Annotated in this window: 18 protein-coding genes; 6 read left to right on the top strand and 12 right to left on the bottom strand. The window is 46.5% G+C overall.

Features of this window, described 5'->3' with window-relative positions:
• Positions 1-127: 127 nt before the first annotated feature.
• The 5 genes from ACSTTG_RS11540 to cmoA all read right to left on the bottom strand — a co-directional run bounded on the left by ACSTTG_RS11540 (position 128) and on the right by cmoA (position 5,291).
• Positions 128-1,093, bottom strand: a complete 966-nt coding sequence (locus tag ACSTTG_RS11540; protein WP_438456976.1) for an alpha-L-glutamate ligase-like protein — start codon at positions 1,091-1,093, stop codon at positions 128-130.
• Between the two features lie 3 nt (positions 1,094-1,096).
• Positions 1,097-2,602, bottom strand: a complete 1,506-nt coding sequence (locus ACSTTG_RS11535) for an inactive transglutaminase family protein (protein ID WP_438456977.1) — start codon at positions 2,600-2,602, stop codon at positions 1,097-1,099.
• Between the two features lie 11 nt (positions 2,603-2,613).
• Complete coding sequence (locus ACSTTG_RS11530; RefSeq protein WP_438456978.1) at positions 2,614-3,384, bottom strand: ATP-dependent zinc protease family protein; 771 nt, start codon at positions 3,382-3,384, stop codon at positions 2,614-2,616.
• 118 nt (positions 3,385-3,502) lie between these two features.
• Positions 3,503-4,474 (bottom strand): tRNA 5-methoxyuridine(34)/uridine 5-oxyacetic acid(34) synthase CmoB, encoded by a 972-nt coding sequence (cmoB, locus tag ACSTTG_RS11525; protein WP_438474926.1) that lies wholly within the window; start codon positions 4,472-4,474, stop codon positions 3,503-3,505.
• 88 nt (positions 4,475-4,562) lie between these two features.
• Positions 4,563-5,291 carry a carboxy-S-adenosyl-L-methionine synthase CmoA gene (gene cmoA / locus ACSTTG_RS11520; protein ID WP_438474925.1) on the bottom strand — a complete coding sequence of 243 codons (729 nt, stop codon included), beginning with the start codon at positions 5,289-5,291 and terminating at the stop codon, positions 4,563-4,565.
• A 312-nt stretch (positions 5,292-5,603) separates the two neighbouring features.
• On the opposite strand from cmoA, the gene ACSTTG_RS11515 reads away from it, so the two are divergent.
• Positions 5,604-6,761, top strand: coding sequence for a D-alanyl-D-alanine carboxypeptidase family protein (locus tag ACSTTG_RS11515; protein ID WP_438475026.1), 1,158 nt, complete (start codon positions 5,604-5,606; stop codon positions 6,759-6,761).
• Positions 6,762-6,783: 22 nt separating this feature from the next.
• Here the strand turns inward: ACSTTG_RS11515 and ACSTTG_RS11510 are convergent, their stop codons facing one another.
• Positions 6,784-7,659 carry a DUF72 domain-containing protein gene (locus ACSTTG_RS11510; RefSeq protein WP_438474924.1) on the bottom strand — a complete coding sequence of 292 codons (876 nt, stop codon included), beginning with the start codon at positions 7,657-7,659 and terminating at the stop codon, positions 6,784-6,786.
• A gap of 299 nt (positions 7,660-7,958) precedes the next feature.
• Between ACSTTG_RS11510 and aspS the strand changes: the two genes are divergently transcribed.
• Positions 7,959-9,737, top strand: a complete 1,779-nt coding sequence (aspS, locus tag ACSTTG_RS11505) for an aspartate--tRNA ligase (protein WP_438474923.1) — start codon at positions 7,959-7,961, stop codon at positions 9,735-9,737.
• A gap of 141 nt (positions 9,738-9,878) precedes the next feature.
• Here aspS and ACSTTG_RS11500 read toward each other — a convergent pair whose 3' ends face one another.
• A complete protein-coding gene (locus tag ACSTTG_RS11500; RefSeq protein ID WP_438474922.1) occupies positions 9,879-10,769 on the bottom strand; it encodes a LysR family transcriptional regulator in 891 nt (296 codons plus the stop codon).
• Positions 10,770-11,165: 396 nt separating this feature from the next.
• Here ACSTTG_RS11500 and ACSTTG_RS11495 point away from each other — a divergent pair, with 396 nt between their 5' ends.
• Complete coding sequence (locus tag ACSTTG_RS11495; protein WP_438474921.1) at positions 11,166-11,369, top strand: hypothetical protein; 204 nt, start codon at positions 11,166-11,168, stop codon at positions 11,367-11,369.
• Between the two features lie 281 nt (positions 11,370-11,650).
• On the opposite strand, the gene ACSTTG_RS11490 is transcribed toward ACSTTG_RS11495, so the two are convergent.
• The gene (locus ACSTTG_RS11490) at positions 11,651-12,166 is read right to left on the bottom strand and encodes a ClbS/DfsB family four-helix bundle protein (protein ID WP_438474920.1); all 516 of its coding nucleotides are present in this window, start codon (positions 12,164-12,166) and stop codon (positions 11,651-11,653) included.
• A 343-nt stretch (positions 12,167-12,509) separates the two neighbouring features.
• Between ACSTTG_RS11490 and ACSTTG_RS11485 the strand changes: the two genes are divergently transcribed.
• Both ACSTTG_RS11485 and ACSTTG_RS11480 read left to right on the top strand, forming a co-directional pair.
• Positions 12,510-13,013 (top strand): hypothetical protein, encoded by a 504-nt coding sequence (locus tag ACSTTG_RS11485; protein ID WP_438474919.1) that lies wholly within the window; start codon positions 12,510-12,512, stop codon positions 13,011-13,013.
• A gap of 211 nt (positions 13,014-13,224) precedes the next feature.
• Positions 13,225-13,890 (top strand): RDD family protein, encoded by a 666-nt coding sequence (locus tag ACSTTG_RS11480; RefSeq protein WP_438474918.1) that lies wholly within the window; start codon positions 13,225-13,227, stop codon positions 13,888-13,890.
• A 361-nt stretch (positions 13,891-14,251) separates the two neighbouring features.
• Here the strand turns inward: ACSTTG_RS11480 and ACSTTG_RS11475 are convergent, their stop codons facing one another.
• The 3 genes from ACSTTG_RS11475 to ACSTTG_RS11465 form a co-directional block, all read right to left on the bottom strand.
• Positions 14,252-14,941 (bottom strand): SDR family oxidoreductase, encoded by a 690-nt coding sequence (locus tag ACSTTG_RS11475; RefSeq protein ID WP_438474917.1) that lies wholly within the window; start codon positions 14,939-14,941, stop codon positions 14,252-14,254.
• 125 nt (positions 14,942-15,066) lie between these two features.
• Positions 15,067-15,765, bottom strand: coding sequence for an IclR family transcriptional regulator (locus ACSTTG_RS11470; RefSeq protein WP_438474916.1), 699 nt, complete (start codon positions 15,763-15,765; stop codon positions 15,067-15,069).
• A 322-nt stretch (positions 15,766-16,087) separates the two neighbouring features.
• The gene (locus ACSTTG_RS11465) at positions 16,088-17,047 is read right to left on the bottom strand and encodes a nitrilase family protein (protein ID WP_438474915.1); all 960 of its coding nucleotides are present in this window, start codon (positions 17,045-17,047) and stop codon (positions 16,088-16,090) included.
• A 95-nt stretch (positions 17,048-17,142) separates the two neighbouring features.
• On the opposite strand from ACSTTG_RS11465, the gene ACSTTG_RS11460 reads away from it, so the two are divergent.
• Complete coding sequence (locus ACSTTG_RS11460) at positions 17,143-18,021, top strand: LysR family transcriptional regulator (protein ID WP_438474914.1); 879 nt, start codon at positions 17,143-17,145, stop codon at positions 18,019-18,021.
• A gap of 141 nt (positions 18,022-18,162) precedes the next feature.
• Here ACSTTG_RS11460 and ACSTTG_RS11455 read toward each other — a convergent pair whose 3' ends face one another.
• Positions 18,163-19,149, bottom strand: a complete 987-nt coding sequence (locus ACSTTG_RS11455; RefSeq protein ID WP_438474913.1) for a zinc-dependent alcohol dehydrogenase family protein — start codon at positions 19,147-19,149, stop codon at positions 18,163-18,165.
• Positions 19,150-19,355: the final 206 nt, after the last annotated feature.

Genomic DNA, 19,355 nt, shown 5'->3' with positions numbered 1-19,355 from the left:
TAAATAGTGGCATGGAGCAATAATGAGAGTAATAGACCAGCATTTCTAAGAGGCCTGACGTAATCGATTGTTAGTATAAATAAAAATGCCGCCCGATGAGAGGGCGGCATTTTTGCTGTTTACTGACTTACTTGTTGAAGACACCAAACTGCTTAGCAGCGTAGGCGACCCGCTCTTTGGGTTTCGGGTATTCCGCGGGGAGCTCAAGATTCTCAATATGCTGCAATCGCGGCAACAATCCACTGCCGTTGGCAATCTGTATTGCTAATCCCGGGCGAGCATTGAGCTCCAGTACCATTGGTCCTTCTTCTTTATCCAGAACCATATCAGTGCCCATATAACCAAGCCCAGTCATCTCCCAGGCACTCGCAGCAAGTTCAAGCAGACGCTCCCAGTGTGGGACTTGCAGTTGACTGAGCTCTTGACCAGTGTCTGGGTGGTGCTCAACCGGTTGGTCAAACTGTACTGCGCGGACAGCGCGCCCTGTGGCGATATCAATGCCTATCCCGACGGCGCCTTGGTGCAAGTTTGCTTTGCCATCTGAAGCGGTGGTTGAACAGCGCATCATGGCCATGACAGGGTAACCTTTGAACACGATGATCCGTACATCAGGCACACCCTCAACGCTGTAGCCATCAAAGCAGTCATCGAACTTAATCAAGTTCTCCACCACGGCCACGTCGTTTTTACCACCGAGCGAGAACAGGCCAGCAAGCGTGTTACTGATATGGCGCTCAACATCCTCTTCATTGATGGTAGAGCCAGAGGGCTTGGTGTAGACGCCATCCTGGTGAGAAATAACCACTAGGATGCCCTTACCACCACTACCTTGAGCAGGTTTGATCACAAAGCCCGGCCACTCCTTGACCATGTTGTGGATTCGCTTTACATCCGCCTGGGTAGAGATGGTGCCAATCAGTTTTGGCACGGTACACCCAGCAGCTTCAGCAATGATCTTGGTCTTAAGCTTATCATCCACCAAAGGGTATTTAGAGCGATCGTTATAGCGGCCAATGTAACTGTGGTTACGTTGGTTCATGCCCATGATCCCTTTGGCGCGCAGTTTACCGGGTGAGGTTAAACGTGAAAACATCGTTTAGTCCTCCGTTAGCGGTTTGAAGCGACGCAGCTCAGTTAGACGATAGCCAGTGTAAGTACCAAGGAGCAAGATTCCGCCAAGTACAACAAACTGCAGACCGATAAAGTTAAACGTTAGGTGCTGGACATAGCTGTTGGTCATCGCCAAGTACACAAGCACAGCGGTCAATAGTGAGCCACCACCTTGGAGCATAACCTCTTTAGCGCCTTCCTCTTCCCACAGGATTGACATACGCTCAATCGTCCATGACAGGATGATCATTGGGAAGAAGGTGATTGATAAGCCCTCAGTTAGGCCGATACGGAAGGCGACAACGGTAAACACTGAGATAATCATGATTACCGTGATGATCACTGCCGAGATCCGAGCAACCAGCAGCAAGTTAAGCCGTGAAAGGTAACTACGGATTACAAGGCCAGTACCGACAATTAGTAGGAAGCCGACAATACCCGTCACAAGCTGGGTTTGAACAAACGCTACCGCAATCAGAACGGGCATAAAGGTACCCGAGGTCTTTAGACCGATGATCACGCGCAAGAACACGACAATAAGGGCGCCAATCGGGATCAGCATGATGGTCTTGAACATTGCCTGCTCTTCCAGCGGAAGGCTGTGAATCGAGAGGTTTAGCAGGCCATCGGCGTCGACTTTATTGTTGGTTGCCGTCTGAGCTGAGACCTCTTGGGCAATCATAGAGAACAGGACTTGGCTGTTACTGCCACCAATCAGATCCAGAAGCGAGACATTCGATTCGTCCCAAATCAGAATATTTGGCGCCATTCCTTGAACGCCAGACTGTGGGTTAAACAGCTGCCACTGCTTGCCATCCCAAACCTGGTTCATTGGCTGAATACTTTGACGGCGGCGGCCGTCTTCAAGCTCAATCACACCGGCAATTTTGCTCGGCACACCGGCATAAGCGAGGATCTTATCAACCGCTTCGACTTTAGGCATGTCGTTGAGGATCAGTGCGGCGTTTTGACTGTCACTGTCGTTAAGCGACTTAATCAATTCACGAGTAAAGGTAATGTCGTCTGCAGAGCGCTGTTTGGAACGGTCGATCAAAGCTAGTGCAGCGGCTTCAACAGGACCGCTGAAGGTTGGTTTGCCACGCTCACCTTGCGGTGGAATAGGCTCGACATCGGCATTCGGGTCAACTAAGAACTGAGTTTTGTAGTAGATGGTCTGCGGGCCAGTGGCTTCACGAATTGACCACTCCGCACGGCGACCTGCATCGGTCTGCAGATAAGAAACACCGTAGCCCTGAGACGATGCTGATTCACTGATCAACGTATAGCCAGGCTGAGTATGTGGTGCGGCGAGTGAGGCTTTAATTGGCTCACCTTTACCAGAAAACTCGATACGTGCTTCGATATCCCATACTTGACGTGTCTCCCCGGGCGTCCAGGGCACACCGTAGGTTTGGTGTCTAAGCACACTAAGTACAATCCCAGCCGTAACCAACAGGACGACAGAGATATAGAATGGAATTTTAGACGTCATAAGTTACCTTGTTATTGTTGTTTACGTTCCGTATGAATGTAATCTTTGCTCACATCAACAAGTGCGATGTCACGAATAAAATCACGACCAAGCAGCACTGGATGAGTCATATGAGAGCGATTGGCGAGCGTAAATTGTGTTTTCTCGTGGATGTCACCTAGACGCACCCACAGGTCAATCACATAACGACGCTCACTGTCTGCATTGCTCGATTGACGGATCTTTGCCATTCGAGCCACCGGTGCTTCTACTTTTACTGGCTCAGATGACGCGTCCTCAATCTTCTGGCCTTTTGAGTCCGCAATGTGGAAACGAACCCAGCGCTTACCGTTACGCTCAAACTGCTCAATATCGGCAGCATTAAGGGAGGAGATTGAAGCGCCAGTGTCAACGCGCGCGTTTAACTCTGTTTCGAGGTTATCAAAAGTCACGCGTTCAACCCCACCAAGTACTACCTCGTAGGGTTCTCTCGGTGTCAGGTCGATAGTTTCTGCCACTTCGACTTCTTGCTCTTCCGTCTCAAGCACTACTTGTTGCTCAAGCCCTGCCTCTTCAAGACGCAGATCCCACGTGTAGTTTAGCTCTGCAATCTCGTATTCCAGACTTTCAATGTAGTCGCTCTGGTTGGAAATTTGTAGCTCTAAACGATTAATTTTGTTAACAATCGCAAGCTGAGATGATTTAACTTGCTCAAGAGTTTGCTCATGGAGAGCGACGTGATCTGTCGTTGCACATCCGGATAAGCCAACGGCTACGAGTGCAGGGAAAAGTCTTGAAGTCATTTTAGTTTGTTATTGATAAACCCGAGTAGCGCGAGTTTACCCCATAAAAAGGAAGGCGAAAAGCCTTCCTTTGGTTGTGATGTGTGCTAGAGCAAGAGTTAAGTTAAGTTTTTGTCAATTATGACTTATTTGCTACAAGGATTGCTCTTCTTGGTGCTGGGTAACCCTCGACGGTTTTACTCGGGTCATTCGGGTCTAAATAGTCCGGCAAAGAGTTATGGGTCATCCACTCTGTGGTGCGCTGCTCGCCAACTGATGTGGTGTTTTCATCGACAATACGCACGTTAACGAAACCGACCTGCTCAAGCCAAACTTTGAGTGCTTTCGCGGATGGGAAGAAGTAGACATTACGCATCTGAGCGTAGCGATCAACAGGCACCAGCACCGCGTTTTCGTCTCCCTCGATAACCAAGGTCTCAAGGATAAGTTCACCACCAGAAACAAGCTGATCTTTCAATTGGATAAGGTGATCAAGCGGTGAGCGGCGGTGATAGAGCACGCCCATGCTAAACACGGTATCGAAGGCCTCAAGTTTCGGCAGTTGCTCAATGCCCAGCGGCAATAGGTGCGCGCGCTGATCATCACCCATCAGTTTGCGAATCGCCTCAAACTGGATTAAAAACAGGTGCGAAGGGTCTATACCGACACACAGGCGAGCACCCTCACCCAACATGCGCCACATGTGATAACCGTTACCACAGCCAACATCCAGCACTGAGCGGTTTTTCAGTGGTGTGATGTGCGGCAGTACGCGATCCCACTTCCAATCACTGCGCCACTCGGTATCAATGTGGATACCGTGAACATGGTACGGGCCTTTACGCCATGGATGGAAGGTACGCAGCAGGTTCTCAAGCTTTTTCAGCTCACCGATAGGCATTGGTGTGTCGTTACCCACTTCAACTTTATCGGTCAGATTGATTTGATCAGGTTGGCCACTTGGGATCTTGTTCAGGGCACGAACCCAGCGCGCGAAGTCGCCATGCTCTGCATTTTGCCAATCGGTTAATTGCTGCGGTAGGGTATTGAGCCAAGGCTGTAAGCGGGTGTCTTGTGCAATCAATTGGTAGAAGTTGGCAAAATTAAACATAGTGGTTGAACCCAAAAAATCAGAATGTGGTCCCTAGCATCAAAGTGATACTTGCTGCTTGGCTAGGGGGCTTAGCAGCAAGAGAGAATTATTTAATGGCGAACATCGAGCCAAAGTTAAAACACTGGAACCAGACTTCGAAGCTCGAGTAGCCGATCTGTTCAAAGCGCTGCTTGTGCATCGCCACGGAGTCAGGGCGCATGACGTTCTCGATCGCGCTGCGTTTTTGGCTGATCTCAAGCTCGCTGTAGCCATTCGCACGTTTAAAGTCGTGGTGCAGATCAATCAGTAACTCGTTGGAGACGGTGTCTTCAAAGACAAACTTCTCTGACACGATCAAGATGCCACCTGGGCGCAGACCTTTATGGATCTTCGCCAGTAGCGCAAAGCGGTCTTCAGGTGACAGAAATTGCAGAGTGAAGTTGAGCACCACCACTGAGGCATTACTGATTTCAATCTCACGAATATCAGCCTCAACCACCTCAACTGGCGTATCACTGCGATAAGCGTTTACATGCAGTTTACAGCGCTCCACCATCGCGGGTGAGTTATCAACTGCAATGATCTCACAGCCTTCTTGGTGAATATGACGGCGCATAGACAAGGTAGCCGCGCCAAGCGAGCAGCCAAGGTCATAAACCCGCGTATTGGGTTTGACAAAGCGCTCTGCGAGCATGCCAATCGCTGAGATGATATTACTGTAGCCAGGTACCGAGCGTTGAATCATATCTGGAAAGACTTCGACCACGCGCTCATCAAAAGTGAAATCACCGATCTTATCGATTGGCGCAGAAAATATCGTGTCTTTATTACTCATACTGACTCTCGCTGTACACTAGCCTGACCACCTTTTATTAGTGGCAAAAAAAGGCGCGTATTTTACGGTAAAAATCCAAGTTGCTCAATGACTTCATTTTAGCCACTTTTTGCTTGTCCACTCGGTTAAGTTTTAAAGGACATTTCTCCTTTCAATATTGTACCGCGGGTAATGTGGACTATGCTCAAGATAGCAAAGGAATTTTTTGCGCTTATCTATTGAACTGTAAGTGGATTTTTTCAGTCCTACCCATGCGTGTCAGCCACGTTGGAGTAGTCAAGTTAGGGAGAACGGATTGTGAGAAAGCGTTTGTTGGTAACGGTAACACTGCTATTTTGTTGGAGCGGTATCGCATCGGCGATTGATGTCCCCAGTCCTCCGGAGCTCAGTGCCAAAGGGTATGTGCTAATGGATTATCACTCTGAGGTGGTGATCGCTGAGCAAAATGGTGATGCCGCCTTAGCGCCGGCTAGTTTGACCAAACTGATGACTGCCTACGTGGTCGGGCAAGAAATCTTGGCTCAGCGTCTGGATTGGCAAGACACGGTAACGGTGAGCGTAAACGCCTGGTCACAAAAATTTCCTGAGTCGTCCAAGATGTTTATTGCCCCTAAAGATCAAATTAGCGTGGCTAATTTAATGCGCGGGGTCATTGTTCAGTCGGGAAATGATGCCTGTGTTGCTCTCGCCGAGCATGTCGCGGGCAGTGAGGCCGCGTTTGTCAGTTTAATGAATGAGTGGGCCGATAATCTCGGTATGTACGATACCCGCTTTATCAACTCACATGGTCTGGATGCCGAGGGTATTCAAACTACCCCGCGTGATATGGCGCTGCTGATGAAAAACATCATTGAAGATGTGCCTGAAGTTTATCAAATCTATAGCGAAAAGCAGTTCACTTGGAATGACATCAAACAGTACAACCGCAACAGCCTATTGTGGGATAACGCGGTTAATGTCGATGGTGGCAAAACGGGCTACACATCAAATGCGGGTTACAGCTTGGTCAGCTCGGCCATCGACGGCGACAATCGACTCATCTCGGTGGTGATGGGCACCAATAGCAAAGATGCTAGGGCAAGCCAGTCGAGAAACCTGCTCAGCTACGGTTTTCGCTTTTATACCACAGTGAAGATTGCTGACCGAGGTGATGTCGAGTCGAAGGTTCGTGTATGGAAAGGCGATATTAACCAAATTGATGCTGGCTTTGATAAAGACGCCTATATTACTTTCCCGCGCAATAAACGCAGAACCCTAGAGCGCACTGTTGTGCTTAATGAACCTTTGATGGCACCAATTGGCTTGGGGCAAGAGGTGGGTCAAATAATCTGGACAGACGACGAAGAGGTGGTGGTCAGCTACCCACTAGTCAGCGCTCAGGCTGTCGAAGAGGGCAACTGGTTTAGCAAGCTTTGGGACGGCACGGTGTTGTGGTTTAAGTCTTTGTTTGCCTCGTTTTTGGCCAGTTGATGAGTTAGGGCAAAGTACAAGCCTAAAACAAGTCAAATTGTGAACTTGCGTTGCTCTCTAGCAAAGGAACTATCGGCGGCAGTTTATTGGCTTCCATTGTATTCTCCAGCGCCTGATATAGCGACAGCGCCAGCTCTGGCGCGAGAACATTGTCCGGGGTGTGGATCATTAAATAGGGTTGGATCCCCTGCGATATCCAAGCGGGGATCTTATTCAACCAAGGTGTATAAAAGTCGAGGTTTTCGTCCAGTTCTGGATGACCAATGAAGCGGATCATAGGTCTGGAGGCCGTAGCGATTGCATGGACCGGAACCTTAGGTTTTTTCTGGTGAGCATCGACGACCGCCGGTGTGGTGGGCGGGGCGGCGAACACCGGGCGACTGTCCATAATCACACGGTCAATTTTTTGCTCGATAAGCCAATGGTTAAGGGCTAGCTCTTCAGGCCCTTTGGCAAAGAATATCGGATGACGGACTTCAACGCCTAGTGGCAGTTCACGTGGGAAAGCGTGGCAAAAGGTTTTTAGCTGCTCTAAGTGCTCAAAACCAAACGAGGCTGGAAGCTGTATCGTCCATTGACCGACTTTTTCGACTACGGGTGCCATGGCGCTAAGAAAATCATTAAGCTCTCCTCGGCAATTGTGCAGCAGTTGCCTGTGAGTGATTTGCTGCGGCAATTTGAAGGTAAAACGAAAGTCGTCTGGGGTCGCATCGCGCCAGTTGCGCGCAGTAGCTAGGTTGGGCGTGGCATAAAACGTGGTATTGCCCTCCACAGTGTGAAAATACTGCGCATATTTTGCCAAGCGCTCGGCAGGCTTGGTGCCTTTGCCGTAAACGGTGTGCTGCCACTGGTTATGTGACCATAGCGTTAGGCCAAGTCTGAGCGGATAGTCTTTCATTTGGTTTCACTCTGTGAATGGTTCACCTAATCTACGTCATATCGACCTGCTTTTCACCCCTCATCGGCTCTATATCTCCTCATCAATTATCGGTATAATCGCGGCAAATTTTGCCTTTCTGGTAGGCTTTTGCACACTTAATAAGCTAATTGCTACCAGTTCGGTATAAAACACACCAAATTGTAAACTGAATGGTCGATTTCATCGGGCTTTCAGCGTATAAATGGAACTTTGAACCATCGGCAAATGAGTGCTGGTGGAGAGTCATCAACAAATTTTAAGATATTGGGAATTTCATTATGCGTACCCATTACTGTGGTCACCTGAACAAGTCCCTGGCAGGACAAACTGTAGAACTGTGCGGCTGGGTTAATCGTCGTCGTGATTTAGGCGGTCTAATTTTCATCGATATGCGAGATCGCGAAGGTGTCGTTCAGGTAGTCGTTGACCCAGATATGGCGGAAGCATACGAAGTTGCAAACCAACTGCGTAACGAATTCTGTATCAAGCTAACGGGTGAAGTGCGCGTACGTCCAGAGAGCCAAGTCAACAAAGATATGGCAACCGGTGAAGTTGAAATCATTGCCAAAGGCCTTGAGATCATCAACCGTGCTGACGTTCTGCCACTCGACTTCAACCAAAACAACAGCGAAGAGCAGCGCCTTAAGTTCCGCTACCTTGATCTGCGCCGCCCTGAAATGAGCGACCGCATCAAGCTGCGTGCAAAAGCGTCAAGCTTCGTGCGTCGTTTCCTAGACGACAACGGCTTCCTAGACATCGAAACGCCAGTACTGACCAAAGCGACCCCAGAGGGTGCACGTGACTACTTGGTGCCAAGCCGCGTACACAAAGGCAGCTTCTACGCATTGCCTCAGTCGCCACAGCTATTCAAGCAGCTACTGATGATGTCAGGCTTCGATCGCTACTACCAAATCGTTAAGTGTTTCCGTGACGAAGACTTGCGTGCTGACCGTCAGCCAGAGTTCACCCAGATCGATATCGAAACCTCGTTCATGAGTGCGGAAGAAGTGCGTGCAACGACTGAGCAGATGGTTCGCGACATGTGGCAAGAGCTACTGAACGTTGACCTTGGTCAGTTCCCAATCATGCCATTCTCTGAAGCGATGCGTCGCTTTGGTTCAGACAAGCCAGACCTACGTAACCCACTTGAGTTGGTTGACGTGGCTGATCTAGTGAAAGACGTTGAATTCAAAGTCTTCTCTGGCCCTGCAAACGACGAGAAAGGTCGCGTTGCTGTGATCCGCGTACCTGGCGGCGCTAAACTGACACGTAAGCAAATCGACAGCTACGGTGAGTTCGTTGGCATCTACGGTGCGAAAGGCCTAGCGTGGATGAAGGTCAACGATCGCGCTGCTGGCATGGAAGGCATCCAGTCTCCAGTGGCTAAGTTCCTAAATGAAGAGGTGATCAACGGCATTCTTGAGCGCACTGGCGCTGAGTCTGGCGACATCATCCTATTTGGTGCGGACAAAGCAAACGTCGTTGCAGAAGCGATGGGCGCGCTGCGTCTTAAGCTAGGTAACGACCTTGAGCTGACTGACACTACAGCATGGGCTCCACTATGGGTAGTAGACTTCCCAATGTTCGAGGAAGACGACGAGGGTAACCTGCACGCGATGCACCACCCATTCACTTCACCACTGGGTGTGAGCGCAGAAGAGCTGAAGGCGAACCCTGCAGCGGCTAGCTCAAACGCATACGACATGGTTATCAACGGCTACGAAGTGGGCGGCGGTTCTGTACGTATCCACAACGCTGAGATGCAGTCTGCGGTATTCGATATCCTAGGTATTGATGCGCAGGAGCAACGCGCGAAGTTCGGCTTCCTACTGGATGCTCTAAAATACGGCACACCACCACACGCAGGTCTAGCATTCGGTCTTGACCGCCTAGTGATGCTACTGTGTGGCACAGAAAACATCCGTGACGTAATTGCGTTCCCGAAAACAACCGCAGCTTCGTGTCTGCTAACAGACGCACCAAGTGTGGCAAACCCAGCTGCGCTTGAAGAGCTAGCGATTACGGTTGCTGCCGCGAAAGAGAAAGATGCTGAGTAATTGTTAAGTTATTCGGATTGATTTGAGCCCACTCCCGAGGAGTGGGCTTTTTTATGAGGGAAGTAAAGAGAAGAGGACTCTATATCGTCACAAGGGAGAGGCATGGTTGTAAATCGCGGTGCAGCTAACTTTTGCTCCGACCTAATCCCAATAAGGTGGCGTGCCATAGTATTCCGAAAGGTAATCAATAAACGCACGAACCTTAGGGGCAAGCAATCGTGAGCTAGGATAAACCGCCCAAATCGCAGAATTATCCACCAAGCTGAAATCCTCCAGCACTTGGACGAGGCTACCATCACTCAAGTGTTGATAAGCAATCCAGGTAGCACACATCGCGATACCCATGCCATCGGCTGCCGCATCTCTTACTGCTTCACCATGGTCAACCCTAATCTTCCCCTTTACTTTGATGTGCTGCACGCCTTCAGGGGTATCGAAAGCCCAAGACTCAAGACCCGTTTGATTGATACACATGTGCTGTTTAAGCTCAGAAGGGTGTCTTGGTATGCCATGCTCGGCAATATAGGCAGGTGATGCACACATAATACGTTTATCCGTTGCGAGCTTTCTGGCGATTAACGTGGAGTCTTTTAAGTCCGCGTTGCGAATTGCCACATCAAACCCTCCTTCGACTAAGTCGACCATTGAGTCCGTTAGGCGAATATCGACACTGAGGTCATCATATTGCGCCAGAAAACCCTTCAATGCAGGGATCAAGTGCATACGCCCAAAAGAGGCTGGAGCCGTCACCCTTAACGTGCCTTTTGGGTAAGCTTTCCCTTTCCCCACAGCTGCTTGCGCAGTATCGACACTACTTATGATCTCCTCTGCATAGGGAAGTAGCGCTTCTCCCTCTTCGGTGAGTGAGACCCTCCGCGTTGTGCGGTGAATCAATCTTGCTCCCATGTTTTCTTCCAGTTTATTGAGATGCATACTGGCAACGGGTGCAGAGAGGCCGAGTTCTTTACCCGCTTGACTGATGTTGTGCGTAGAGGCAACGCGCACAAACAACCGAAGGTGATCAATGTTCACTAATAGTTCCTACATTTCAGATGTGGCACAAGTACATGATTGCTTGTTGTTATCTACAAACAAGGATAAGTATCAGCCAAGGCATTGGCAATGTAACTCGCTCAAGGCACTGCTCAGTTCAGTGTTGGAGACGCACAATCTCTCATATCTCAACTAACCCCAAAGGGTTGTTTGATTAGACTTTGCCCACGTTGGTTAATGGAGTGTTAATCCTTTATGGGCAACGAAACCAGTTACTTAGCCTGATTATTGGGTATTCTTATAGTTGATAATTCCATTTGGTTATCAATATCTCGAATATGATCATATTTTCATCCTTCAACACAGCTCATCTCTCCGTATAATTCGCGACAGAAATATATTGTTACACTCTGGAATGACGTTGAGACCCTAATAATGAATACATTTACTGAAAAACAGTTAACTAAAGCGACTCTGAAAATTACCCTAGCTATCTTCGCTGTTGCTATCGCTATCTCGGCAACCGACGCTAATGCAGCTTGGCAGACCAGCGGCGAGACAAACTCGATGACTAGCAAAGCACAACACTTCATGATGAGTGATTCTGTAACCAGCCTTAAGCCTATGGCTCGTCCATAGATTGGCATTGAGTAATGAATGTGTAGTAGGTTAGGGCGTTTGGCTTATATTTAGCCCGGTCCAATATGCTCTATATCAGAAGAAATATAAAGACAGAATGCCCTTTGGATCTTAATTTGAAATTGTTCTGAAGTATTACGGCACAGCTTGAAACATAGGGTAATCCCTTTCTGTCAGCGGCGTTCGACTTCCTAATACATGTTGTTCCGAGTAGGCGTACTTTTCCAATTAGAACCGCCACAGACAAACACCTGGTTACGTCTGAGCACACTCAGAAAGAACTATCGAATGTTATTTTGCTTCTTAAACCGTCGAACTTTAGTCCGCATGTTTTTCATTGGTGCAGATGTATTTAACTGAATCATGCGACCTAGAGTGTAATTTTCATACCATGGTTCGCCATACAGAACACCATTATCTAAGCGAGAAATGAGCTGCAAAATTTTGGTAACAGTATTGTCGAGTTCATTCAATAGATCTCGATAGGGCACGTTGTCATATTGGCGATGAAAATGTTGGGCAAGCAAACCAAGCCCGCTCCATTTGAACCCTGTTTCAGGGAAATCAATCTTCTCGTTATTTTCTGAGAGTGTTTGCCACTTGAGAACCAAATTTCCCCACCCAACTAAGTACGCTACTGTGTCAGATATTGTAATTTCAGTTCCTTTGATATTACCTTCAACGCCAACTTTTTTAGCCCACTCTTCGGGGATTGAGTCATAATCTACCATTAGTTTATTGAAGATATCGATAATGGCTTGTTGAAGCTCCTCTTTGGAGGTTGAAATCGTCGACATATTCGCTCCCTGCGGGTTTGAGTGCTTAGCGCATCTTCATCATACTCGCGTTAAGTGAAAGCTTAAAGCCACAGCTTCTATTGTGTTTAAGCTCAATTGCAATGATGTTTTTATACAAAGTACGCTCCCGTTTCGCGCTAGCAGCTGCACAGTTGCGATACGAACTTAACATGACTTAGTTTTGCTTACACCTCGATAGTGTCTGTAGAATCGGTGGAGATTGGCAGTGATCACTGCTTTGTGCAATGATAAGTATATAAATTACCTATCGTATTTATATTTAAGTTGCTTCCTCCTTTGTCAGGGAGCTAATTTTGAACACAAACCACTCAGGTGATTGATTGTGAAATATTTGTTGTTACTGTTGCTTGTACCCCTCTCTATTTCTGCTAGTGAAGACCAAAAGGGTTCAAGTTACGAAAAGAGATTTCTTGAAATCAGTAATTATTCTTCTGTGGATGGAGTATGGGAAGGAAAGTACACTCTTCAACACGTATCTCAAGCATTTCTTGACTTGGTAAATGAGCCTATTAATCAAGAAATCGCGGTTAGAATTTCCGTACAAAGAAACTCTGCTAAAGTTGAGATTCAACGCTCTCCAGGCGAGGAATGGGAAATATTGGACGGTCAAACTAGTTATCTATCTGATACTCTTGGCTGGCATGTAATTATTGCTCGTGAGGGTGGAGTTTGGGTAGAACGAATATGGTACTCATTTTCCCGAACTCAAGAAAATTCAGGCTCTTTAGCTGTCACCAGAACCGTTCACAATTGGTATGATGATGGCGATCCGAAACATATAGAGTACTTTAGTGTTTTCGGTGAAGGTAAATTACTAAGAGATTAACAAAACTTGGCTAGTTAGCTGCGTACTTTTCCATTCTTTATGGCTTCCTGTTAGTTGTTTTGTAGCGAATTATAGGCATAAGTGTATGAAGTGTAACAAAGTCTTATTTGGTGTTTAGTAGTGGATATTTAAAAGTTTTACTGATCATGATAACATTAGCTTGTGAGAATTAATTTATATTTATTGTTATATGTTGTTTTTTGGTAATGCTATGGTTAGGTTTTTTGCGCTATTTGCAGTAATTGCTTGTTTTTCATTTTCTAGCTACTTTTCAACTGTAGATGCTGGATTTGGTGCCAAATGTATAGGTATGAATTGTATCATTAGTGCATCTGCTTCTATTGTTTCTATATTAACTGGAGTAATGTTAATTGTTGTTATAGTAAAGGTGCCTAGACTAGCTACGTTTAATACACAAGCTCCTGCAGGTTTATTGAGGAGGTTCGCGTCATTTATGTTAGACTTCTTCGTTCTATTGACCGTTTTTACTCCAATTGCGTCAGTGATAATGGTTCTTGTTGAGTATTACCATACTGGTAACTTTAGTTGGACTTTTAGAAGAGATTACCTCCGTGATAGTGACTATTGGTTTATTGCGTTAAGTATATTGTTCTATTTTGTTTATGTTGCATATTATTTTTATTATTATGCAAGTAAATGTAAGCCTACTCTTGGTCAATTAATTTTTGGATTCAATGTTGTAGCTATAGAAGGTGAAATGACATCGACGATGGCGATTAAGAGGGTTATATTATCTATTTTAGGGGTTTCTCTATTCCCAATATCTGCGCTTTATGGCTTAGTGAATGATAGAGTGTTTTGGTGGGATTCTGGGAGTGATTCTATAGCCGTACTAACAACAAGTTCCAATCTGTAGTGGATGAGTTGATATGGCTCTTTCATAAGAGGTTTTTCTGTACGCAAGATTATGCAAAATATATCGAGTTAAGTATCTGTACTAACTCATTTTTGTCCAAAACCTTGCAGACTGAGGTTGTGGCACGGTTTGGCCCCTTTTACCAGCGATACCAAGCGTCACAAATCACAGTGAGGTTGTTTGGCATACTTTTCTAATCTGATTATGGCTATTGTTGTCGGGCCTGACCAAGTGGTGGTATTCGGAGGGATGATTGTGGCGTTGGTTTTCATTACCCACTTTGACATGAGAAGCTGAAGAAACAGCACCATTATGCTAATCAAAGCCCCAATGTTATCGCTTGGGGCTTTTACTTTATGGGTTACCACTCAATCGCTGAACCATCGAATACGCGGAAAGTGCCTGAAGTCTCTAACGTTATAGATTCGGCAACATTAATGATTCCAGCAACACTTTCTTGTGGTGTGAATGTCGCGTCTTGGCCGCCCATGTCAGTTTGTACCCAGCCAGGGTGAACAGCCACGGTTTTAACACCTTGCTCTGCTAGGTTTTTTGCTGCCGATACGAGGATCTGATTAAGTGCTGCTTTTGATGTGCGGTAGCTGTACATGTTACCTGAACCATTATCACCGATACTTGCAACGCGAGTCGAAATACCAACGATGGTTTTATGCTCACTGGCAGCTACATTTTCTCTTAACGCTTGAATAAGCAGAGCAGGCGCTACGGCGTTAACATTCAGAACTTCTAACCATTTTGATTGGGTCATTTCACCCAGTTTTGCACACTCGTCACCCAGTACACCAGCGTTTAGGATCAGGTGATCAATTGCTCGACCTTCAAGGGTTTTCCCGAGTTCGTTGATGTCTTTCTCTGAAGTCACATCAAGCTTTAGTAGCTCAACATGACCTACAGTCGACAGCTCAAGCAACTGGCTTGCTTGTTGCGGAGCACGACAAGCTGCTAGCACTTTCCAGCCTTTATCAAGATACTGACGAACAAACTCTAAACCAAGACCACGATTTGCACCGGTAATAAGTACAGTAGACATTTTTCTTCCTCATCTGTTGAGATGACGCAAGTGTAGAACGCCTTATTCTTAATAGTATTTAATAAAGAAGAATATCCACCCAAATTCGACATTGTCGAATCTAAACTTAGTTGCTAAGAACAGAGTTACTTACTGAGGAATACCGAAGCAAAGTGCTCAAGACGAGGTTGATCGAGCTCGTTTGAATGCCCGCTAATGCCTGCGACAGCGGCTAGGCTACCATCAATGTATAGTGGGATTGCCAAGCAATTGAGGTTCGCCTCTGCTTGCTCTAAATCAAGTGCAAAACCCTGTTGTTTTACTTTCAGTAGCTCTTGCTCAAGCGGATTATTGATTTGCTCTTTGGTACGTAACTCACGCAATAGATCGTCATCGAACGCCAAGAACACTTTACCAATAGCAGAAGAGGTAAGCCCTTCACGCTGGCCTCGCGGGCTGCGTATGGTAAGCGGATTGTTGCGTTCTATCGCATCAATATATAAATATTCTTGCGCGCCACTTTTAACTGCTAGATAAGCGGTGTTATTGGTTAGGTCCGCCATACGTCGCAGTAGAGAAGAGAAGTGGGTTCTAATCGTTTCATCTTTTTGCTCGAGTGGTTTAGAGAGCTCGCGTAAACGCAGACCGAGACTGTAGCTATGTTTGCTCTTTGTGACATACCCCAGCGAGCACAGCGTTGCTAGTAGCCCATGAACCGTGGTCTTACTCAACTCTACTTGTTGACTGATATCTTGCAGAGAAAGCGGTTCTTGATGCATAGAGAGCACCTCAAGAATGGCAAAGGTGCGCTCGACAGACTGAATATTGCGGGTTTCTTTCGCCATGTTGTTTTTCTGTGTTGGATAGACATCTAGAGTATATCCTTGCGTTGTATGTACTTGCAGTTTTTTAATCGCTGATGTGTCACCAAGGCAAATGAATACTTGGCTAAAAATCAGAGGGTTAGGGCAGTAGGCTATTGCTTTTCCATATGTTTTCCCACCCTAACAGATCCTATGTTGACTATGTTCACCAGATCGGAGTTGTGCACAGGTGTGCTGGCGGGCATGTAACACAGAGGTGCTTTAAAGATTGTTAGGGGCTCTTTAGAAACAATACAGTCGCCAAAGTATTATTCGTTAGCGACTGTTCAATAAGATACACCATTTATTTCTGCTTCGAGAATCTTGCCTGATAAGGCGTCAACTCATTCCCTTCCATCGTTAAGGGTGTATAGAGGTTGGGTCTACGACCTCTGATCCAGCGTCTGCCTGTGCACATATTCAGATCTTTCGCATTGAGATCGGCAATAACCATATCATTATCAACGCAGTCAGTTTCAGCGAGAATATCGCCATAGGGGTTGAGCACCATCGCATTACCCGTTCTGACTTCATCCATATCAACCCCAACGCCGTTACTAAAGATCAGGAACATGCCGTTGTCATGGGCACGTGCGGGTAGCCAGCGCATCAACCACTCTCTTCCTTTAGAGCCTTGCATTTCAGAACGAATTAAATCTGGGTTTTGCTTACGATTATGCCAAAGCTGGGGATCGATCAACCCCATCGCATTAGGGCTGCGAGAGTTCGTGCCACCTGTTTGATGAGGCGCAACTAGGATATCAGCTCCTTTTAATGCAGTTATTCGAACATTCTCGACCAAATTATTGTCCCAGCAAATCAGGATTCCGACACGGCACCCATGTGGTGTGTCAAATACAGTGTATTCACTACCACTTTTCATGTGTTCACTGACAAACGTATGCAGCTTTCTGTGTTTAGCTATCTGACCATCAGGCATTGCCATGACATAAGAGTTGTAAAGATTTCCGTCCTTGTCTTTTTCAATCAGACCTGCACCGATGCTGAGTTGATATTTTCGAGACATTTCTAGCAAGCGTTGAGAAGTTTCTCCTTGCGGTATGGACTCCGACAACTCATCGATCTGTGACTTTTGCAGTCTTGAAACATGCCAGTAACCAGTAACGCACATTTCAGGGAAGACAAGGATTTTTACTCCTTGTTTAGCCGCCTGTTCTACATAACTTTGAATGATCGATAAGTTGTAGTTTTTATCGTTCGCATGGTGGTTAAATTGAACAGTGGCAACACGGATATCTTTCATGACGGATCCTTTTCCTTAGTGAATATCCATCATCTTAAAAACCTCATTCGATTCCGTATAATGAATATATTTCTCACATACAATGAGCAATTGGAATGGATTTGGGTGATTTACGTGCATTCTGTCAATTAGCGCAAGAGGGTAATTATCGAGTAGCTTCAGAGCACTTACACATTACTCAGTCGGCTTTAACCAAGAAGATTCAACGTCTTGAGGCTTTTTGTGGCGTGGTTTTATTTGAAAGAGGAAGACAAGGGGCCAGTTTGACGGCGGCAGGAGTGACTCTTTTACCGGAAGCTCAGCGACTGGTTTCCAGTTTTGATTCTTATAAAGGGCTAACCCGACAAGTTGCCAAGGGCATTGCAGGAAACCTCAATATAGGTTTTGGTATATCTACTTATCACCTTGCACCAGATTACATTGCAAAGTTTAAACAACACTACCCAGAGATCCACATCACGCTCAATGATATACCATCTCAAAACCAGTCGAAGGCGTTGCTTTCGGGAGAACTTCAGCTCAGCTTTAGTCGACTTCCAACTATTGCTCCTTTGAGGGGGTTAAAGCTCTCAACAGATCAGTTAGTGATAGCGACGCATAGGAGCCAAATCGTAGACCAAAGCCAATTGTGGTCCTCGTTAGAAGTCATTGATTATTTACAGCTAAATCCTGCAAGAGGCATGGGTTTAAGCCAGCAAATAAGCATGCTTTTGGCGGAGCATGAGAAAAAACTGACTGTTGCTCAAGAGGCTGATGATATTCAAACACTGTTGGCGCTAGTATCTGCAAACTTAGGCTTCGCTATTCTGCCAGCAAGTGTAAAGCATATTGCGAATGAGCATGTTGTTTTTTGGGAGCTATCTGGAGAAAGCAGCTCGTGGGATGTCGGTCTAATTTGGAATGAACAGTTAGAGAGCTTTGCAAAAGATAACTTCATTCAATTCGTGGAGAACATTCAAATTGAATGTGGATGATTTTAACGGTGCGCTACAACTCACTTATGCCCAGAAATGAGTTACTTCTAGGCAAAAGGCCTACGAAAGTAGGCCTATAGAGGATTCTCAAAAAACTCACTCAAACTGCAACTTTAGGCTAGCGAAGAACAAGTATAAATATCAGATGCTTACCACAACCTTTCCGATTGCTTGACCACTTGCGAGGCGATCGTGCGCTTTACCTGCCTCTTCAAGAGAAAACACTTCTGAATCCAAAACAGGTTTTAGTTCATCGGCTTCAACAATCTGAGCAAGTGCTTTTAGAATTTTACCGTGCTCTGCACGACCCACGTTGTAAATCATCGGTAGCAGCATGAAGACAACGTGCAGTGATAGACCTTTCATGTGAACCATAGTCAGGTCTTGCTCATGTAGGCTGAGCGTTGTCGCGATCTGGCCATTGAGCTTCACCGCTTCGATTGAATTGTTCAGATTTGCTCCGCCGACTGAGTCGAAGATTAGGTCAAAACCTGCGCCCGCAGTGTGTTTTTCAACGTAATCCGCCACCGACTCAGATTTAAAATCGATCGCCGTTGCGCCCAAATCGCTAATTAAGTCAACTTGTTCACCGGCTGCACCTGTCGCAAAAACTTCAGCGCCCAAATGACGTGCAAGTTGCAGAGCGATGTGACCTACACCACCGGCGCCGCCGTGCACTAACACCTTTTGGCCAGCAGTAATACCCGCGCGAACCAGGCCCTCATAGGCGGTGATACCAACCAAAGGTAGGGCAGCGGCTTCTCGCATTGAGAGGTTTTTCGGTTTGTGTGCAATCAGCTCAACATCTGCCAGCATGTATTCAGCGAGTGAGCCCTGAAGCTCGCCAAGTCCACCCGCACAGCCATACACTTCATCTCCGACAGCATACTCAGTAACTCCCTCGCCAACGAACTCCACAGTACCCGCAAAGTCCATACCCAGCACGCCCGGCAGCTTTGGATGGAATGGCAGTGCTTCACCCATTTCTCGCAGCATCATGTCAATGGTGTTGACACTCGATGCAGCAACCTTAACAACGACGTGTCCAGGTTTTGCCTCAGGCATTGGGAGTTCTGCAGTTTCAAATACGTCTGTACCGCCGAATTTGCGAATTACTGTAGCTTTCATGGATAACGACCTCTGTGATGTTTTGTCAGTGGTGCGTAGTATAAACATTGGCATGAATTTGATAATAAGCCCTAATGTACAATCAGTATTAAGGATTTATTAATAATATGCCAAGTTACCTCGATGCTACTGTGTCTCAGTTCAAGTGGTATGACAGACAACCCGTTAGAGTTCCTTACGTTGCCTTGCCCGTAAATACATTAAGT

This window comes from Vibrio glycogenivorans, assembly GCF_051660965.1.
In the GTDB taxonomy this organism is placed as follows: Bacteria; Pseudomonadota; Gammaproteobacteria; order Enterobacterales; family Vibrionaceae; genus Vibrio.
The sequence above is the reverse complement of the archived record's forward strand: the minus strand, read 5'-3'. Positions and strand labels throughout refer to the sequence as shown.